This is a genomic window from Streptomyces sp. NPDC058092, assembly GCF_042884935.1.
Lineage (GTDB): Bacteria > Actinomycetota > Actinomycetes > Streptomycetales > Streptomycetaceae > Streptomyces.
In genome coordinates, this window is sequence record NZ_JBHVSY010000024.1 from 57,633 (window position 1) to 73,570 (window position 15,938).

The window sequence follows — 15,938 nt, forward strand, 5'->3', positions numbered from 1 at the left end:
CGGGGTCCTGGTCCCCAGGGAGTCTCTTGTGAGCAAGCGAATGCGATAGGGCTTCCCGGCCCTCCTCCGCACCCCTTTTTTTCTCTTTCCGCTGCGCTGCCGCGTATCCGCCGGCGCACGCGATTCGCCTGCCTGTTACGGGAGTTCGCCATGTCTGTCTTCACCGCTGCCGCCGACCAGTCGCTTTGTACCCCTCTGCCGGTTCTGGGCAAGGATGTAACGGTTCCGCTCGTCACGGGTGGTGAGGTCACGTACGCCGCTCTCGACTACGCCGCCAGCGCCCCCGCCCTGCAGCGCGTCTGGGACGACGTCGCCGCGTACGCCCCGTACTACGGCAGCGTCCACCGCGGTGCCGGGTACCTCTCGCAGCTCTCCACGGACCTCTTCGAGAACAGCCGCGCGACGGTCGCGGAGTTCCTCGGGTGCCGCGCCGAGGACCAGGTGATCTTCACCCGGTCGACCACCGACTCCCTCAACCTGCTGGCCGCCGTCATCCCCGCCGACTGCCAGGTCTTCGTGTACGAGACCGAGCACCACGCCTCGCTGCTGCCCTGGCGCGACGCCCGGGTGACCTACCTGAACGCCCCGCGCACCCCGGCCCGGGCCGTCGAGACGCTGGAGCGGGCGCTCGCCGGCCGTGACCCCTACGGCCCCGCGCTGGTCTGTGTCACCGGCGCCTCCAACGTCACAGGTGAACTGTGGCCGGTGAAGGAGCTGGCGGCCGCCGCGCACGCGCACGGTGCCCGGATCGTGCTGGACGCCGCGCAGCTCGCCCCGCACCACCCCGTCGACATCACGGACCTGGACGTCGACTGGGTCGCCTTCTCCGGGCACAAGCTGTACGCGCCGTTCGGCTCGGGCGTGCTCGCGGGCCGGGCCGACTGGCTGCGGGACGCCGAGCCGTACCTGGCCGGCGGCGGCGCCTCGCGCAGGGTCGCCCGGCGCGGCGACGGCGGAGTGGACGTCGAGTGGCACACCACCGCCGCCCGCCACGAGGCCGGTTCCCCCAACGTCATCGGCGTGTACTCCATCGCCTCCGCCTGCAAGGCGCTCACCGAGGCCGGCTTCGACGACCTGGTCGCCCGGGAGCAGCACCTCGTCAGCGCGGTCCGGACCGGTCTCGCGGAGGTCCCCGAGGTCAAGGTGCTCTCGCTGTTCGGTGACGACGCCCCGAGGGTCGGCGTCATCTCCTTCGTGGTGGAGGGCTGGAACAGCTCGCACTTCGCCGCCGCGCTCTCCGCCGAGTACGGCATCGGGGTCCGCGACGGACTGTTCTGCGCACACCCGCTGGTCCGCACCCTGCTGGGCAGCGACCCGCAGGAGGCCGGCGAGTGCGGCGCGCCCGAGGCCGAGCCGGGCGAGCTCCCCCGGTCTCGAACGAACCCGACCGTGGGGACCCCCTTGCTCAACGCGATCCGGGTGAGCTTCGGGGCCGGCACGCCGGACGAGCACATCGAGCGGTTCGTCCGCGCGGTCAAGGAGCTGGTGAGCGAGGGTGCCCAGTGGAAGTACCGCACCGAGGACGGCCGCTGCGTCCCGGACCGGGGCACGGCGCAGCTCTGACGGCCACGTAACACTTCGGCGAGGGACGGGCGTCCGAGCCCGTCCCCCGCCGGAGTATTACGCCGTAATACGGGGGCGTACCTACGCGTCGAGGCCGATGGCGAAGGCGGCCTCCAGGTCATGCTGCGAGTACGTACGGAACGCCACATGCGTGTCGGTGGCCTCGACGCCGGGGATCTTGCTGATCCGGCCGGGGATGACGTCCGCCAGATCGTCGTGCTTGGCCACCCGGACCATGGCGATCAGGTCGTACGTACCGGTGACCGAGAAGACCTCGCTGACGCTGTCCAGTGCGGCGATGGCTTCGGCGATCTCGGGAATCCGGTCCACGCTGGTTTTGATGAGCACGATCGCGGTGATCACGGCTGGCTTTCTCCCTCGGTGGCCCTGGCTGGAGTCTTCACTCTATCCGTACGCCGGTAACGCCCCCAGGCGTAGAGAAAGCCGAGGGCGAAGCCGACCACATGGGCCAGATAGGCCACGCCGGGCCCCCCGCTGCCCGCGCTCCGGACCGCCAGCCACTGCAGGGCGAACCAGAAGATCAGCACGATCCAGGCGGGGAAGCGCAGCGGCAGGAAGAAGAGGAACGGGAACAGGCTGGTGACCCGGGCCCTGGGGAACAGATAGAGGAACGCCCCGAGCACCGCCGAGATCGCCCCCGACGCGCCGACGAGCGTCTCGTCGGACGTGGCGTGCGCGGCGGCGTAGGCGACCAGGGCGAGATAGCCGCAGGCGACGTAGAAGAAGGTGAACTCGGTACGGCCCATGCGCTCCTCGGTCATCGCCCCGAACACGTACAGGAAGAGCATGTTGCCGAGCAGATGCAGCCAGCTGCCGTGAACGAAGAGGGCGGTGAGCGGGGTGAGCAGGGCGCGTGCGGAGCCGTCCCACAGCTCGCTCGGGATCACGCCCCAGCGTTCGAAGTACCCGGCCTGGGCGGCGAGCAGGGCGTCGGCGGTGCCGTAGGACGAGTTGAAGCCGGAGAGCGGGCTGATCAGGAAGACCAGACAGCACAGGGCGATCAGGGCATGGGCCACCGACGGTCCGCCCGAGGTGACCGTCCGTAGGAGCCCGCTGGTCAATCTGCCGGCCGCGGCACGCCGATCGATCATGAACAGAGCATGACGCAAGCGGAGGGAACGGGACAGACCGCCTCGCCGTGTCTTGGGGACACACCGAGGCCGTAGGGTTACGAGAGGACATCCGCAGTTCGACGGCGCACCGCGAGATCCTTGAAGCAGGCAGCACGAGGCTCGACGAAAGAGGACGCACGATGACGACGGTTCCCCAGCCGACGGACGGGACCCGCTGGCGTTGCACGCTCTGCGGAAATCTGACGCGCTTCGACGTGACGCGCTCCTCCAAGGTCGTCGAGTACGTCCATCTCGACCTGGCCGGGGAGTCCACCGTCGAGGAACGTGAGGTGGTCAGTGAGACCATCGAGTCGGTGCGCTGCCGTTGGTGCAATGCGGTGGATCAGATCGAACTGGTGGCCAGGCCGGGTGCCGACTCCTGACGGAGGCGCGCGTACAGACAATTTGGGGTGACGGATGGTGGAGCAGCCCGCTAGCGGCGCAGAGCCGGCCGAGGCGGCCGGCGACGCCGTCGAGGCGCTCGACCGCCCGCTGCCCGAAGCTGTACGGCGACGGGTCGTCGCGCTGGTCTCGGACGCGTTCGGCGGCCTGACGGTCACCGAACTCCCCGCCCAGCTGAGACAGTACGCCCGCTTCACCCCGACCCGGCGCGCCAAGTTCGCCGGGAACGCGATGGCGGCCGCCCTGGAGGGGGACGCGCTGTTCCGTCAGCGCATCGGTGAACGGCTCAAGGAGGGGCAGCCGGAGCTGACCGCCGCGCTGGAGGCCGGTTCGCCGCCTGCCGCCGCGGACCCCGTCGATGTGGCCGCCGCTGCCTACGTGCTGCGCCCGGCGGGCTGGGTGAAGCTGGTCGCCGCCGCGGGCGAGGAGGCCCAGCGGGCCGACGCCGAGCGCGCCGACGAGGAGAGCCGCCGCGAACTGGAACGGCTGCGCGAGGAACTCGCGCACGCCCGCTCCCAGACGAAGAGCGAGACCGAACGGCTCCGCAGCGAGCTGGACGCGGTCCGCAAGGAGGCCGATTCCCTCCAGCGCAAACTGCGCAGCGCCGTCAACGAGGTCAGGCGCGGCGAGGCCGCGCTGCGCCGCAGCCGGGCCGAGGCCGACGCCGCACGGTCCGAGGCGGCCGCCCAGGTCTCCGCGGCCGAGAGCGAGACCCGCCGGCTCAAGGCGCGGCTCGGTGAAGCCGAGGCGGCCGTCGAGGCAGGTCGCAGGGCCGCCAGGGAAGGCCGTTCGGTCGAGGACATGCGGCTGCGGCTGCTGCTGGACACGGTGCTCGACGCGGCCAGTGGGCTCCGTCGCGAACTGGCCCTGCCGCCCTCCTCGATCCGCCCCGCGGACAGTGTCGACGCGGTCGAGCCCGGCAGGATGTCGCCCAAGGACATCGCGGCCAGGGCGCTTTCGGAGACCGATCCGGCCCTGCTCGACCAGTTGCTCGCGCTGCCGCAGGCGCATTTGATCGTGGACGGCTACAACGTCACCAAGACCGGTTATCCGCAGTTGCCGCTGGAGAAGCAGCGGTTGCGGCTGCTGGGCGGTCTCGCGGTGCTCGCGGCGCAGACCGGCGCGGAGATGACCTGTGTCTTCGACGGGGCCGAACTGGCCGCCCCGGTACTGCTCGCACCGCCGCGCGGGGTCCGGGTGCTGTTCAGCAAGCCCGGTGTGACCGCGGACGAACTCATCCGCCAGCTGGCGCGCGCCGAACCGCCGGGCCGGCCGGTCGTGGTGGTCTCCACCGACCGTGAAGTCGCCGACGGAGTGGCGAAGGCGGGCGCCAGGCCCGTTGCGTCCGTCTTGCTCCTGAAGCGCCTTTCACGCGTCTAGTGACGCTTGTCGGAACTCGGTGGAACTCGGTGGAAATCGGGGAACGGACCGTCAAGTCGCCGCTACGCCCTGTGTGCTGTGGGTAAAGAAGTACCTCCTGTGACGAGATTTTTCTTGCGAGGATTTGAACTGATCACAAGTTGGTCACTAGGGTCGGGCCTCGAACCTTCGCACGGTTGATCACCCATCCGGGGTGACGGCGAAGGCGCCGCCGAGTCCGTGACATGCACGGAGCCGGGGATTCATGTCCCCCACAGCCCGGTAGGCGGCTCGAGGAAGAAGGAGCTCGCCTTCGTGGCGTCCCACCGTCGTCCCAAGCAGCCGAGCCGCGCCCGCGTGACCGTGCTCACCGCAGCCGCCGCCGCGGCCGTGGCCCTGACCTCCCAAGCGGCCCACGCCGACCCGAAGCCCTCCAAGGGCGAGGTCAAGGCGGAGGTCGAGAAGATCAGCCACGAGGCCGGCGAGGCCAATGAGCAGTACTACGGCGCCAAGGAGAAGCAGCAGAAGCTGGAGAAGGAAGTCGGCGCGCTGCAGGACAAGGTGGCCCGCGGCCAGCAGGAGATCAACACCCTGCGAAACGGCCTCGGTTCGCTCGCCGCCGCCCAGTACCGCTCCGGTGGCATCGACCCGTCGGTGCAGCTCTTCCTCTCGTCCAACCCGGACACCTTCCTCGACGAGGCATCGGCCCTCGACCAGTTGACGGCCAAGCAGACCGAGACCCTGGGGAAGATCCAGGAGAAGCAGCGGGTCCTCGCGCAGGAGCGCAAGGAGGCCCAGGACAAGCTCGGTGACCTCGCTGACGTACGCAAGACGCTCGGCGAGAAGAAGAAGAAGCTCCAGGACAAGCTGGCCGCGGCGCAGCGCCTGCTCAACACGATGACCGAAGCCGAGCGCGCGAAGATGCGCGATGACCAGCAGCGTGCCAGCCGCGACGCGGGCGACCGGGTCGAACTGGGCAAGGAGGTTCCCGCCTCCGCCTGGGGCGCTGCCGCCCTGAACGCCGCCTCCAGCCAGGTGGGCAAGCCGTACGGCCGCGGCGGCACCGGCCCCAACTCCTTCGACTGCTCCGGGCTGACCCAGTGGGCCTACGCCCAGGCCAACGTCCAGATCTCCCGGGTCACGTACACCCAGGTCAACGACGGTGTCCGTATCGGGCGCAGCGCGCTGAAGCCGGGCGACCTGGTCTTCTTCAACAACACCTCGCACGTGGCGCTCTACGCGGGCAACAACACCGTCCTGCACGCCCCGTACCCGGGCACCCTCGTCCGCTACGAGTCGATGAACACCATCGGCAGCTTCCAGTTCGGCGTGCGCGTCGGCTGACGACGCCCGAACGGGCGAATTCCCGCGCCCGCGCAGACAGCCCGCCCCGCCGGAGACCACAGGTCACCGGCGGGGCGTCGCCGTTTCTGCCGCCCTGCCGCCCGGCGCAGCCTTTGGCCGCTCCGTAATCGTCCGACTACTGTCTGCCTGCCGTGCAGCTCCCGGTCGTCGGTCCGCCCGCCCCGGGCGGCAGGGGCTGCGCGCGTCTGCGTACAGCGGAAGGGAGTGCGGCGTCCTGTGGTGTCCCATCGCCGTTCCACACAGCCCGGCCTCAACCGGGGCGCCCGGGTCACTGTTCTGTCGGCCGCGGCGGCGACCGCGGCCGCCACGCTCGGGGCGGCCACCGCGAACGCCGACCCGCAGGACACGCCCCGGACCACCAAGGCCCGGGTCGACCGGCTGTACAGCGAGGTGGAGCGGGCCACCGAGCAGTACAACAAGGCCGGTGAGAACGCCGACCGGTTGCGCGGTGAGCTGAAGCGGACCCAGGACCGGGCGGCCCGCGACCAGGAACGCCTCAACCGGATGCGTACGGCGCTCGGTTCGGTGGCGAGCGCGCAGTACCGCTCGGGCGGCCTCGATCCCTCGCTCGCTCTGCTGCTCTCCTCCGATCCCGACACCTACCTCGACCGGGCGGCCACCGTGGACCGCCTGACCGAGCATCAGGCCGCCGAGCTGCGGCAGCTCCAGCGGGCTCAGCGCTCTCTCGCACAGACCCGCGCGGAGGCCGCCCGGGCGCTGGCCGATCTGGAGCGCAACAGGGCGGCAGCCACCCGTCACAAACGGACCGTCGAGCGCAAGCTCGCCCGGGCCGAGCAGCTGCTGGACGCGCTGCCCAGCGCTGATCGGGCGGACTTCGAGTGGTCCTCGCGCTCCGGCCGCGACGACGCGTTCCCGGCCATGGCCGTTCTGCCGGCCGGCTCCGCACGGGCCGCCGCAGCCGTCCTGGCGGTCCGCCAGGCACTGGGCCGCCCGTACATCTGGGGGGCCAACGGACCCGCCGGATTCGACTGTTCCGGGCTGATGCAGTGGGCGTACGCCCAGGCCGGGGTCAGCCTGCCGCGCACCTCGCAGGCCCAGCGGTACGCGGGACACCTGGTGCCGCTCTCCGCGGCCCGCCCCGGCGACCTGGTCGCCTACCGCGCGGACGCCGGTCACATCGGCATGTACGTCGGCAACGGCCAGGTCATCCACGCCCCGTACCCGGGCGCCCCGGTGCGCTACGACCCCGTCGGCATGATGCCCGTCTCGTCGGTCACCCGCATCTGACCCGTACGCTCGACCGGGTGACCCACAGACGGCGTACCGCACGGCGGGGATGTGACGGAGGACGGCGCGCGGCCGGCGCGCTGCTCGCCGGGCTGCTGTTGGTCTCCGCCTGCGCGGCCCCGGACGACGACGCCGTCCCGGACTCCACCACCCGCGGTGTCCGGGCCACCCTGGACCGCCGCGCGGCCGCCGTGCTGGAACACGACACGGACGCCTATCTGGCCGCCATAGACCCGCGGGCCACCGGGTTGCGCACGGCCCAGCGCCGGGAACTGGACAACCTCGCGGACGTACCGCTGAGCTCATGGACGTACCGGCTGACGGACGTGACCGGACAGGGCACCGACCGGGCTACCGCGGACATACAGCTGCGCTACCGGATCAAGGGCTACGACGCCGCCCCGGTCGCCGCGGACCGGGTGCTCGATCTGAGACGGGACAGCGCGGACGACCGCTGGTACATCACCGGCGACCGGGCGGGCAAGGACGGAGGCCGGCAGCTCTGGCAGCAGGGCGATGTCCAGGTGGTGGGCGGAAAGCACAGCCTCGTCCTCGGGGTCGGCCGCACCGAGCAGGAGCTGCACCGGATCTCCCAGGCGGCGGACCGCGCGGTGCCCGCCGTCTCGGACGCCTGGCCGGAGCGCTGGGCAGGCCGCGTGCTGGTGCTCGTACCGCACACCGTGGAGGACATGGCGGATCTGCTGGGGTCACCCGCGGCGAACTACCGGGGCATCGCGGCCGTGACCACCGGGCGGACCGGCGGTCCGGACCGGGCGCCCGCGGACCGGGTGATCGTCAACCCGCAGGCGTACGGCCTGCTCAGCACCTTCGGGCAGCGCGTCGTCCTCACCCACGAGATCACTCATGTCGCCACCCGTGCCCACACCTCCGCCGCCACCCCGACCTGGCTCTCCGAGGGCTTCGCCGACTGGGCGGCCTACCGCGCCGAGGACCGGACCGCCACCCGCGCCGCGCCCGAACTGGCCGACGCCGTCGCACGCGGCGAGCTGCCCGCCGGACTCCCCACGGACGAGGACTTCGGCTTCTCGGGCGACTCGGCGCGCCTGGCGAAGGCGTACGAGGGCGGCTGGCTGGCCTGCGAGCTGATCGCCGACCACTGGGGCGAGAAGAAGCTGTTCGCCTTCTACCGGGCCGTCGGAGGGCACTCGGGGCGGGACGGGGCGGTGGAGCAGGCCATGCAGGAGGTGCTCGCCACGACCCCGCAGGAGTTCACCGCGCTCTGGCGGGAGTATCTGCGCTCCCGGCTCGGCTGACCACGCGGCGCTGCCCGCCGCGCACGGCACACGGCTGCTGAGCGCCGCGCGTGGTTCAGGAGCCGACCGGTTCCGCCTCGCGCCCGGCGTCGGAATCGGCGGCCGAGGGCGCGGTGCCGTCGCGCGGCGCACCGGACACCGTCTGCCGCCACAGCCGTCGGCAGGCGATGAGCGTCGCCGCGACCAGCAGTCCGTTGCGCAGGAACATCAGCGTCACGCCCGTCGCGTCACTGCTCACCACATGGACGAACCCGAACGGGAACTCCCACTGCGTGATGCCCGTGGCGAGCAGCACCAGACCGGCCGGGAGCACTATCCGGCTCTCGCGGAAGACCAGGCAGACCGCCGCCAGGCCGACCAGCCAGAGCATGTACTGGGGGCTGATCACCCGGCTCGTGGTCGTGAACAGCAGCACCGCCGTGAACGCCGCGTCGGCCGGGGTGCTCACCCGGAAGTCGCGGGCCCGCAGCCGCCACACCAGCAGCCAGCCGAACGCGACGACGGACAGGCCGAGGGCGAGCGTGCTCACCAGCGGCACATGCGGGCCCAGGAATTCCAGGGAGCCGTAGTGCAGCTCCACCCGGCCCTGCCAGCCGAAATTCCGCCACACGTGGAAGACCAGCGCTCCCAGCGACTCGACCTCGGTGCCCCGGTCCCGCTGGAAGCCGAGAAAGGCCAGCGCACCCGGCATCGCCACGGTGCACGCCAGCAGCAGCCCGGCCGCCGTCACCGCCGCGGCCGTCCACGCCCGGCGCGTCCACGGCCCGCGCGCGGTACCGGCCAGGATCAGCGCCGGCCACACCTTCAGCAGCGCACCGACGGCGGCCAGCGCGCCCAGCACCCGCGGATGCCGCACGCCCGCCAGCAGCGCCGCCACCGCCACCGCCGTCACCATCACGTCGTAACGGGCGTACGCGGTCGTACCGAGCAGCGGCACCCCCGCCACCCACACCCACGCACCCGCCGTCCACCGGCCGTTCCCGCGGCCCGCGTACAGCATGAGCCCCAGCACCAGCCCGTCGCACAGGAACGCGAGGACGAAGAAGGCCGAGGCGTAGTCCAGGAACGGCAGCAGGGCGGGGGAGAGGACGGCCAGCGCGGCGAGGGGCGGGTACTGCCAGGTGACGTCGGACCGCGGGTACGTACCGGTCTTCAGGACCTCGGACCAACCGTGGTAGATCACCGAGACGTCGCTGGTCACGTCCGGTCCGGACAGTGTGATCACCTTGGTGACGCAGAGCAGCGGCGCGACCCTGGTGAGGGCCCAGACCGCGAGAGCGAGCCGCGTGCCGGTCGATCCGGTCATGACCGCCTCATCCGTTTCGTCAGTGGGTACACCGGTGGGTCACCCGGTGGGTAGCCGGTGGTACGGGGAGTCATGATGCCCGCCGGCCTGTGCGGGAGCCATCCGGCCGCCCGGTACTGTCGGCCGGGATGGACAAGACCCTGATCGTGACCAATGACTTCCCGCCCCGCCCCGGCGGTATCCAGGCGTTTCTGCACAACATGGCACTGCGCCTGGACCCCGGACAGATCGTCGTATACGCCTCCACCTGGAAGCGCAGCCCCGAAGGCGTCGCGGCCACCGCCGCCTTCGACGCCGAGCAGCCCTTCACCGTCGTCCGCGACCGGACGACGATGCTGCTGCCGACCCCGCGGGTCACCCGGCGTGCCACGCAGCTGCTGCGCATACACGGCTGCACGTCCGTGTGGTTCGGCGCCGCGGCCCCGCTCGGGCTGATGGCACCGGCGCTGCGCAGGGCCGGCGCCCGGCGGCTGGTCGCCACCACGCACGGTCACGAGGCGGGCTGGGCCCAGCTGCCCGCGGCCCGGCAGCTGCTGGGCCGGATCGGCGAAACCACGGACGCGATCACCTACCTGGGGGAGTACACCCGCTCCCGGATCGCCACCGCGCTCACCCCCGAGGCGGCGGGCCGCATGGTCCAACTGCCGCCCGGCGTCGACGAGAAGACCTTCCACCCGGACTCCGGCGGGGACCTGATCAGGGCCCGGCTCGGGCTCTCGGACCGGCCCGTCGTCGTGTGCGTGTCACGGCTCGTGCCGCGCAAGGGCCAGGACACGCTGATCCTCGCGATGCCCGCGATCCTGGAGCGGGTGCCGGACGCGGTGCTGCTGATCGTGGGCGGCGGGCCGTACCGCAAGGAGCTGGAGCAGCTGGCCGTACGGGCGGGGGTCACCGACTCGGTGCACTTCACGGGGCCGGTGCCGTGGGACGAGCTGCCCGCCCACTGCGGCGCCGGCGACGTCTTCGCCATGCCGTGCCGGACCCGTCGCGGCGGCCTCGACGTGGAGGGCCTCGGCATCGTCTTCCTGGAGGCGTCCGCGACCGGACTGCCGGTGGTGGCGGGCGACTCGGGCGGCGCGCCGGACGCCGTGCTCGACGGCGAGACCGGGTGGGTGGTGCGCGGCGGTTCGGCGGAGGACACGGCCGACCGGATCGTCACGCTGCTCCGCGACCCGGAGCTGCGGCAGCGGATGGGGGAGCGGGGGCGGGCCTGGGTCGAGGAGAAGTGGCGCTGGGACCTGCTGGCCGAGAGGCTCAAGGCGCTGCTCTGAACCGGCCCGGGGTGCCGCCCGAACCGGGCCGGGTTTCGGCCGTCCCGGACTGCCCGGGTCCGTACCCGTCCCGCGCGGGGCGGTGTTCTCGGGCCGCGGCCGGACAGCGGTGCCGCTGTCCGGCCGGTGAGGTGAAGGGCCGGTGAGGTGAAGGGAAGGCGGCCGTGTCGGCGCGCCACCGGCACAAGGCCGGTTCCGGCACCTGACCGCCGGTTCCGGCTGACGGCCATCGGCCCCCGGCCGACGTCCGTCAGCCCCGGTAGATCGCCTCGATCTCGTCCGCGAAGTCCTTCGCCACCACATTCCGCTTCAGCTTCAGCGACGGCGTGATGTGGCCCGCCTCCTCGGTGAACTGGGAGGACAGGATGCGGAACTTGCGTACCGACTCGGCCTTGGACACCGCGGCGTTCCCGTCGTCCACCGCCCGCTGCACCTCGGCCACCAGCTCCGGGTCCTCGCGCAGCGACGCGGCCGTCGAGCCGGCCGGCTTGCCGTGCTCCTGTGCCCAGCGGCCTAGGAACTCCTCGTCCATGGTGATCAGCGCGCCCACGAACGGCCGCCCGTCGCCGACCACCATGCACTCGGCGACCAGGGCGTACCCGCGGATACGGTCCTCGATCACCGCGGGAGCGACGTTCTTGCCGCCCGCCGTGACGATGATCTCCTTCTTGCGACCGGTGATCGCGAGATAGCCGTCCTCGTCGAGCGTGCCGATGTCGCCCGTGTGGAACCAGCCGTGGGCCAGCGCCTCGGCCGACGCCGCCTCGTTGTTCCAGTAACCGGTGAACAGGTGCTCGCCGTGCAGCAGCACCTCGCCGTCGTCGGCGATCCGGACGACCGAGCCGGGCAGCGGCTGGCCGACCGTGCCGATCTTCTGCCGGTCCCACGGATTGAAGGCCGTGGCCGCGCACGTCTCGGTGAGGCCGTAGCCCTCCAGGACGGTGAAGCCGATGCCGCGGTAGAAGTGGCCGAGCCGCTCGCCCAGCGGTGCGCCGCCGGAGATCGCGTACTCGCCGCGGCCGCCGAGCACGGCCCGCAGCTTGCCGTAGACCAGCCGGTCGAAGACCTTGTGCCTGAACTTCAGACCCATGGACGGGCCCTGAGGGGTGCCCAGCGCGCGGCTGTACGCGATCGCCGTGTTCGCGGCCCTGTCGAAGATCCTGCCCTTGCCGTCGGCCTGTGCCTTGGCGCGCGCCGCGTTGTAGACCTTCTCGAAGACCCGCGGCACACCGAGGATCAACGTCGGCCGGAACGAGGCCAGTTCATCGGTGAGGTGCTTGATGTCCGGTACGCAGCCGAGCTTGATCGGGGCCATCACCGAGGCCACCTCGACCAGCCGTCCGAAGACATGCGCGGCGGGCAGGAAGAGCAGCACCGAGCACTCACCGGTACGGAAGAGGGGCTTCAGCCGCTCCACCACATTGCCGCACTCGGCGAAGAAGCTGCGGTGCGTGAGTACACAGCCCTTGGGGCGGCCGGTGGTGCCCGAGGTGTAGACGATGGTGGCCGGGTCGTCGGCCTTGGCGGACGCCATCCGCAGGTCGAGGGTCTCGTCCGAGACGTCCTCGCCGATCGCCGTCAGCCGGCGGATCGCCCGGTCCTCGATCTGCCAGATGCCCTTCAGCTCCGGCAGATCCGCCTGGACCGAGGCCACGGAGTCCTGATGCGCCTCGGACTCCACGATGCACAGCGTGGCGCCGGAGTCCCCGAGGATCCACTGGATCTGCTCGGGCGAGCTCGTCTCGTACACCGGGACGGTGACCGCGCCCGCGCTCCAGATCGCGAAGTCGAGCAGCACCCACTCGTAGCGGGTACGGGAGAGCAGGGCCACCCGGTCGCCCGCTTCGACGCCCGCGGCGATCAGGCCCTTGGCGACGCCTCTGACCTCGGCCAGGAACTGTGTGGCGTCGACATCGGTCCACACCCCCGCCACCTTGCGGCTCATCACCGCGACATCGGGATGCTGAGCGGCATTGCGGCGGATGAGATCCGTCAGGTTGCCGTCCGAAGGGACCTCGTACAGGGCCGGAAGGCTGAACTCGCGCAAGACTGCTGCTCCTCATCGGGCTCCGGTGCCACGGCTCTGTGTGACGCACCGGCTGCGGTCCGAGAATGGCTGATGCTCAGTGGGGTGAGCACGACTGGACTGCCCGGACGTTACCCACCAGTACTCGGTTCCCGATAGGGGGTTCCGGCCAGATGTCTTATGCGTCACACACAACCGTGATCCTTGGGCGCACAGTAGTCCACCACCGTTACCGGCCGGAGGTATTCGCAGGTCCGGCGACCTCTACCCAGGTGCACGGCGAGGTTCTAGGGTGATCGTCATGCCAGCCGGACCGAACAGGCAAGGAACCCCGACCTCGCGGCGCACCCGCGTTCATGTGGTCAGTGACGTGCACGGCAACACCGAGGCCCTGGCCCGCGCCGGGGACGGTGCCGACGCCCTGATCTGCCTCGGTGACCTGGTGCTCTTCCTCGATTACGCCGACCACTCGCGCGGCATCTTCCCCGACCTCTTCGGCGTGGAGAACGCCGACCGGATCGTCGCGCTGCGCACCGCGCGCCGCTTCGACGAGGCCCGCGAGTTCGGCCGCGGCCTGTGGGCGGGCAAGGACCGCAACGCCGCGATCGTCTCGGCGGTGCGCAAGCAGTACGCCGAGCTCTTCGCCGCCTTCCCCACCCCGACGTACGCCACCTACGGCAACGTCGACATCCCCGGCCTGTGGCCCGAGTACGCACGCCCGGGCACCACCGTCCTGGACGGCGAACGAGTCGAGATCGGCGGCCGGGTGATCGGTTTCGTCGGCGGCGGGCTGAAGACCCCGATGAGCACCCCGTACGAGATCGGCGACGAGGAGTACGCCGCCAAGATCGAGGCGATCGGCCCGGTCGACGTGCTCTGCACCCACATCCCGCCCGACGTGCCGGAGCTGACGTACGACACGGTCGCGCGCCGCTTCGAACGCGGCAGCCGGGCCCTGCTCGACGCCATCCGCAGGACCCGTCCCCGGTACGCACTGTTCGGCCATGTCCACCAGCCCCTGGTGCGTCGGATGCGGATCGGTGCCACCGAGTGCGTGAACGTCGGCCACTTCGCGTCCACCGGCAGGCCCTGGGCCCTGGAATGGTGACCGCACCGGCGCCGGACCCTGGACCGGGGCGCCGCGCACACGCGATAGCCTTCTGACGGCAGGCATCTGCCGACGCACCGGTACACCGCACTGGAGGAGCCACGGCGATGGCTGAACACACCAGCTCGAGCATCACGATCGAGGCGGCGCCGGCCGACGTCATGGGAGTGATCGCCGACTTCGCCCGCTATCCGGAGTGGACCGGCGAGGTCAAGGAGGCCGAGGTCCTCTCCACCGACGACCGGGGTCACGCCGAAAAGGTCCGTCTCGTCCTCGACGCCGGAGCGATCAAGGACGACCACACCCTCGCGTACACCTGGATCGGTGACTACGAGGTCAGCTGGACCCTCGTCAAGTCCCAGATGCTGCGCGCCATCGACGGCTCCTACGCACTGGCCCCGCTCGGCGACGGCGACCGCACCGAGGTCACCTACCGGCTGACCGTCGACGTCAAGATCCCGATGCTCGGCATGATCAAGCGCAAGGCGGAGAAGGTCATCATCGACCGCGCCCTGGCCGGCCTGAAGAAGCGCGTCGAGTCCATCCCGAAGGCCTGACCCGGTGCGTACGGTTTTCGTCACCGGCCCCGGCGGCGCGGGCCGTACCACCGTCGCGGCGGCGACCGCGCTGGCCGCGGCCCGCCGGGGCCGCCGCACCCTGCTGCTCTCCGCCGACGCGATACCCGGTTTCCCCGCGGGCACGGAACCCGCCGAGGTCACCGACAACCTGTGGTCCGCCCGCATCGACTCCGGCGAGCACTTCCGCGGCGAACTCCTCACCCTCCAGGACCGGGCCTCCGGCGTGCTCGACCTGCTCGGCGGGAACCGGCTGGACGCCGAGGAACTCACCGAACTCCCCGGCAGCGCCCAGCTCGCCCTCCTGCACGCCCTGCGCCGCGCCGCCGAGGGCGACTGGTCGGCCGACGGCTACGAACTCCTCGTCGTCGACCTGCCGCCGCTGCGCGAAGCGCTCGCCGCGCTCGCCCTGCCCGAACAGCTGCGCCGCTATCTGCGCCGGCTGCTGCCCCAGGAACGCCAGGCCGCCCGCGCCCTGCGCCCGATGCTCGCCCAGCTCGCCGGCGTACCCATGCCCGCCCAGTGGCTGTACGAGGCCGCCGCCCGCAAGGACGCCGAGCTGGCCGCCGTCCAGGCGCTGATCGAGGACCGCAACACCACGCTCCGGCTGGTCGCCGAGCCCGGCCCCGCCGCCGAGGACGCCCTGCGCACCGCCCGCACCGGACTCGCCCTGCACGGACTGCGCGTCGACACCCTGGTGGTGAACCGGGTGCTGCCCAGGCACTCCGGCGACCCCTGGTTCGCGGCCCTCGCCGCGCAGCAGGAGAAGACCATCGACCACTGGTACGAGGAATGGGTGCCCGCGGCGGCCCTGTGCGAAGTGCCGCACCTCGGCCGCGACCCGCGCGGCCCGGACGACCTCACCCTCCTCGACACCGGCGCAAGCAGCACCGTCTTCGAGGAGGCGGGCACCGGCGGCGGTCTCTTCGAGGGCGACGGACTCGCCGCGGAACTGGACGACCGCAGCCCCGGCCGCGCCGACGACCCCTGGTGGATCGAGGACCCCGACGCCCCGGACGGCCTCGACGGACTGCTGCCCGGCTCCCGGATCGTGACCGCCCCGCGGTCCGGCGACGGCGATCCGGTGCTCGTCTGGTGCCTGCCCCTGCCCGGCGCCGTCAAGACGGACCTCCAGCTGGTGCGCCGCGGCAACGAACTGCTCCTCACCGTGGGCCCGTTCCACCGGATCGTTCCCCTGGAGTCCGGGCTGCGCCGCTGCACCGTATCCGGCGCCGCCCTCACCGACGGGGTGCTCCGCGTCAGGTTCACGCCGGACCCCGGGCTGTGGCCCCGGACGAGCTGAACGGC

At 71.6% G+C, this 15,938-nt stretch carries 14 protein-coding genes; 10 read left to right on the forward strand and 4 right to left on the reverse strand.

Features of this window, described 5'->3' with window-relative positions:
* The first annotated feature begins 150 nt into the window (after positions 1-150).
* A complete protein-coding gene (locus ACFVV1_RS31355; protein ID WP_389996177.1) occupies positions 151-1,563 on the forward strand; it encodes an aminotransferase class V-fold PLP-dependent enzyme in 1,413 nt (470 codons plus the stop codon).
* Positions 1,564-1,644: 81 nt separating this feature from the next.
* Here ACFVV1_RS31355 and ACFVV1_RS31360 read toward each other — a convergent pair whose 3' ends face one another.
* On the reverse strand, positions 1,645-1,926 hold the full coding sequence (locus ACFVV1_RS31360; protein WP_093543818.1) for an Lrp/AsnC family transcriptional regulator: 282 nt from the start codon (positions 1,924-1,926) through the stop codon (positions 1,645-1,647).
* Positions 1,923-2,675: a rhomboid family intramembrane serine protease gene (locus tag ACFVV1_RS31365; RefSeq protein WP_389996180.1), complete on the reverse strand. Its 753-nt coding sequence runs from the start codon at positions 2,673-2,675 to the stop codon at positions 1,923-1,925. The genes ACFVV1_RS31360 and ACFVV1_RS31365 overlap by 4 nt, the downstream gene beginning before the upstream one ends.
* Positions 2,676-2,836: 161 nt before the next feature.
* Between ACFVV1_RS31365 and ACFVV1_RS31370 the strand changes: the two genes are divergently transcribed.
* The 5 genes from ACFVV1_RS31370 (at position 2,837) to ACFVV1_RS31390 (ending at position 8,344) form a co-directional block, all read left to right on the forward strand.
* On the forward strand, positions 2,837-3,079 hold the full coding sequence (locus ACFVV1_RS31370; protein ID WP_266745708.1) for a hypothetical protein: 243 nt from the start codon (positions 2,837-2,839) through the stop codon (positions 3,077-3,079).
* Positions 3,080-3,116: 37 nt separating this feature from the next.
* The gene (locus ACFVV1_RS31375) at positions 3,117-4,478 is read left to right on the forward strand and encodes an NYN domain-containing protein (protein ID WP_389996349.1); all 1,362 of its coding nucleotides are present in this window, start codon (positions 3,117-3,119) and stop codon (positions 4,476-4,478) included.
* A gap of 294 nt (positions 4,479-4,772) precedes the next feature.
* Positions 4,773-5,801 carry an NlpC/P60 family protein gene (locus ACFVV1_RS31380; protein ID WP_389996183.1) on the forward strand — a complete coding sequence of 343 codons (1,029 nt, stop codon included), beginning with the start codon at positions 4,773-4,775 and terminating at the stop codon, positions 5,799-5,801.
* Between the two features lie 237 nt (positions 5,802-6,038).
* The gene (locus tag ACFVV1_RS31385) at positions 6,039-7,070 is read left to right on the forward strand and encodes an NlpC/P60 family protein (RefSeq protein ID WP_389996186.1); all 1,032 of its coding nucleotides are present in this window, start codon (positions 6,039-6,041) and stop codon (positions 7,068-7,070) included.
* Positions 7,071-7,087: 17 nt separating this feature from the next.
* The gene (locus ACFVV1_RS31390; RefSeq protein WP_389996189.1) at positions 7,088-8,344 is read left to right on the forward strand and encodes a hypothetical protein; all 1,257 of its coding nucleotides are present in this window, start codon (positions 7,088-7,090) and stop codon (positions 8,342-8,344) included.
* A 55-nt stretch (positions 8,345-8,399) separates the two neighbouring features.
* On the opposite strand, the gene ACFVV1_RS31395 is transcribed toward ACFVV1_RS31390, so the two are convergent.
* A complete protein-coding gene (locus tag ACFVV1_RS31395) occupies positions 8,400-9,650 on the reverse strand; it encodes a glycosyltransferase 87 family protein (RefSeq protein ID WP_389996192.1) in 1,251 nt (416 codons plus the stop codon).
* A gap of 128 nt (positions 9,651-9,778) precedes the next feature.
* Between ACFVV1_RS31395 and ACFVV1_RS31400 the strand changes: the two genes are divergently transcribed.
* The gene (locus ACFVV1_RS31400; RefSeq protein ID WP_389996195.1) at positions 9,779-10,921 is read left to right on the forward strand and encodes a glycosyltransferase family 4 protein; all 1,143 of its coding nucleotides are present in this window, start codon (positions 9,779-9,781) and stop codon (positions 10,919-10,921) included.
* 250 nt (positions 10,922-11,171) lie between these two features.
* On the opposite strand, the gene ACFVV1_RS31405 is transcribed toward ACFVV1_RS31400, so the two are convergent.
* A complete protein-coding gene (locus tag ACFVV1_RS31405; protein ID WP_389996198.1) occupies positions 11,172-12,968 on the reverse strand; it encodes an AMP-dependent synthetase/ligase in 1,797 nt (598 codons plus the stop codon).
* A 280-nt stretch (positions 12,969-13,248) separates the two neighbouring features.
* On the opposite strand from ACFVV1_RS31405, the gene ACFVV1_RS31410 reads away from it, so the two are divergent.
* The 3 genes from ACFVV1_RS31410 to ACFVV1_RS31420 all read left to right on the forward strand — a co-directional run bounded on the left by ACFVV1_RS31410 (position 13,249) and on the right by ACFVV1_RS31420 (position 15,933).
* Positions 13,249-14,055 carry a metallophosphoesterase gene (locus ACFVV1_RS31410; protein ID WP_389996201.1) on the forward strand — a complete coding sequence of 269 codons (807 nt, stop codon included), beginning with the start codon at positions 13,249-13,251 and terminating at the stop codon, positions 14,053-14,055.
* A 107-nt stretch (positions 14,056-14,162) separates the two neighbouring features.
* Entirely contained in the window at positions 14,163-14,612 is a 450-nt protein-coding gene (locus tag ACFVV1_RS31415; RefSeq protein ID WP_389996204.1) for an SRPBCC family protein, read from the forward strand.
* A gap of 4 nt (positions 14,613-14,616) precedes the next feature.
* Positions 14,617-15,933, forward strand: coding sequence for an ArsA family ATPase (locus ACFVV1_RS31420; protein WP_389996207.1), 1,317 nt, complete (start codon positions 14,617-14,619; stop codon positions 15,931-15,933).
* Positions 15,934-15,938: the final 5 nt, after the last annotated feature.

Coding starts and splice junctions, on each gene's coding strand:
- ACFVV1_RS31355 (WP_389996177.1), top strand. CDS start 151: ATGTCTGTCTTCACCGCTGCCGCCGACCAGTCGCTTTGTACCCCTCTG.
- ACFVV1_RS31365 (WP_389996180.1), bottom strand. CDS start 2,675: ATGATCGATCGGCGTGCCGCGGCCGGCAGATTGACCAGCGGGCTCCTA.
- ACFVV1_RS31370 (WP_266745708.1), top strand. CDS start 2,837: ATGACGACGGTTCCCCAGCCGACGGACGGGACCCGCTGGCGTTGCACG.
- ACFVV1_RS31395 (WP_389996192.1), bottom strand. CDS start 9,650: ATGACCGGATCGACCGGCACGCGGCTCGCTCTCGCGGTCTGGGCCCTC.
- ACFVV1_RS31400 (WP_389996195.1), top strand. CDS start 9,779: ATGGACAAGACCCTGATCGTGACCAATGACTTCCCGCCCCGCCCCGGC.
- ACFVV1_RS31410 (WP_389996201.1), top strand. CDS start 13,249: ATGCCAGCCGGACCGAACAGGCAAGGAACCCCGACCTCGCGGCGCACC.
- ACFVV1_RS31415 (WP_389996204.1), top strand. CDS start 14,163: ATGGCTGAACACACCAGCTCGAGCATCACGATCGAGGCGGCGCCGGCC.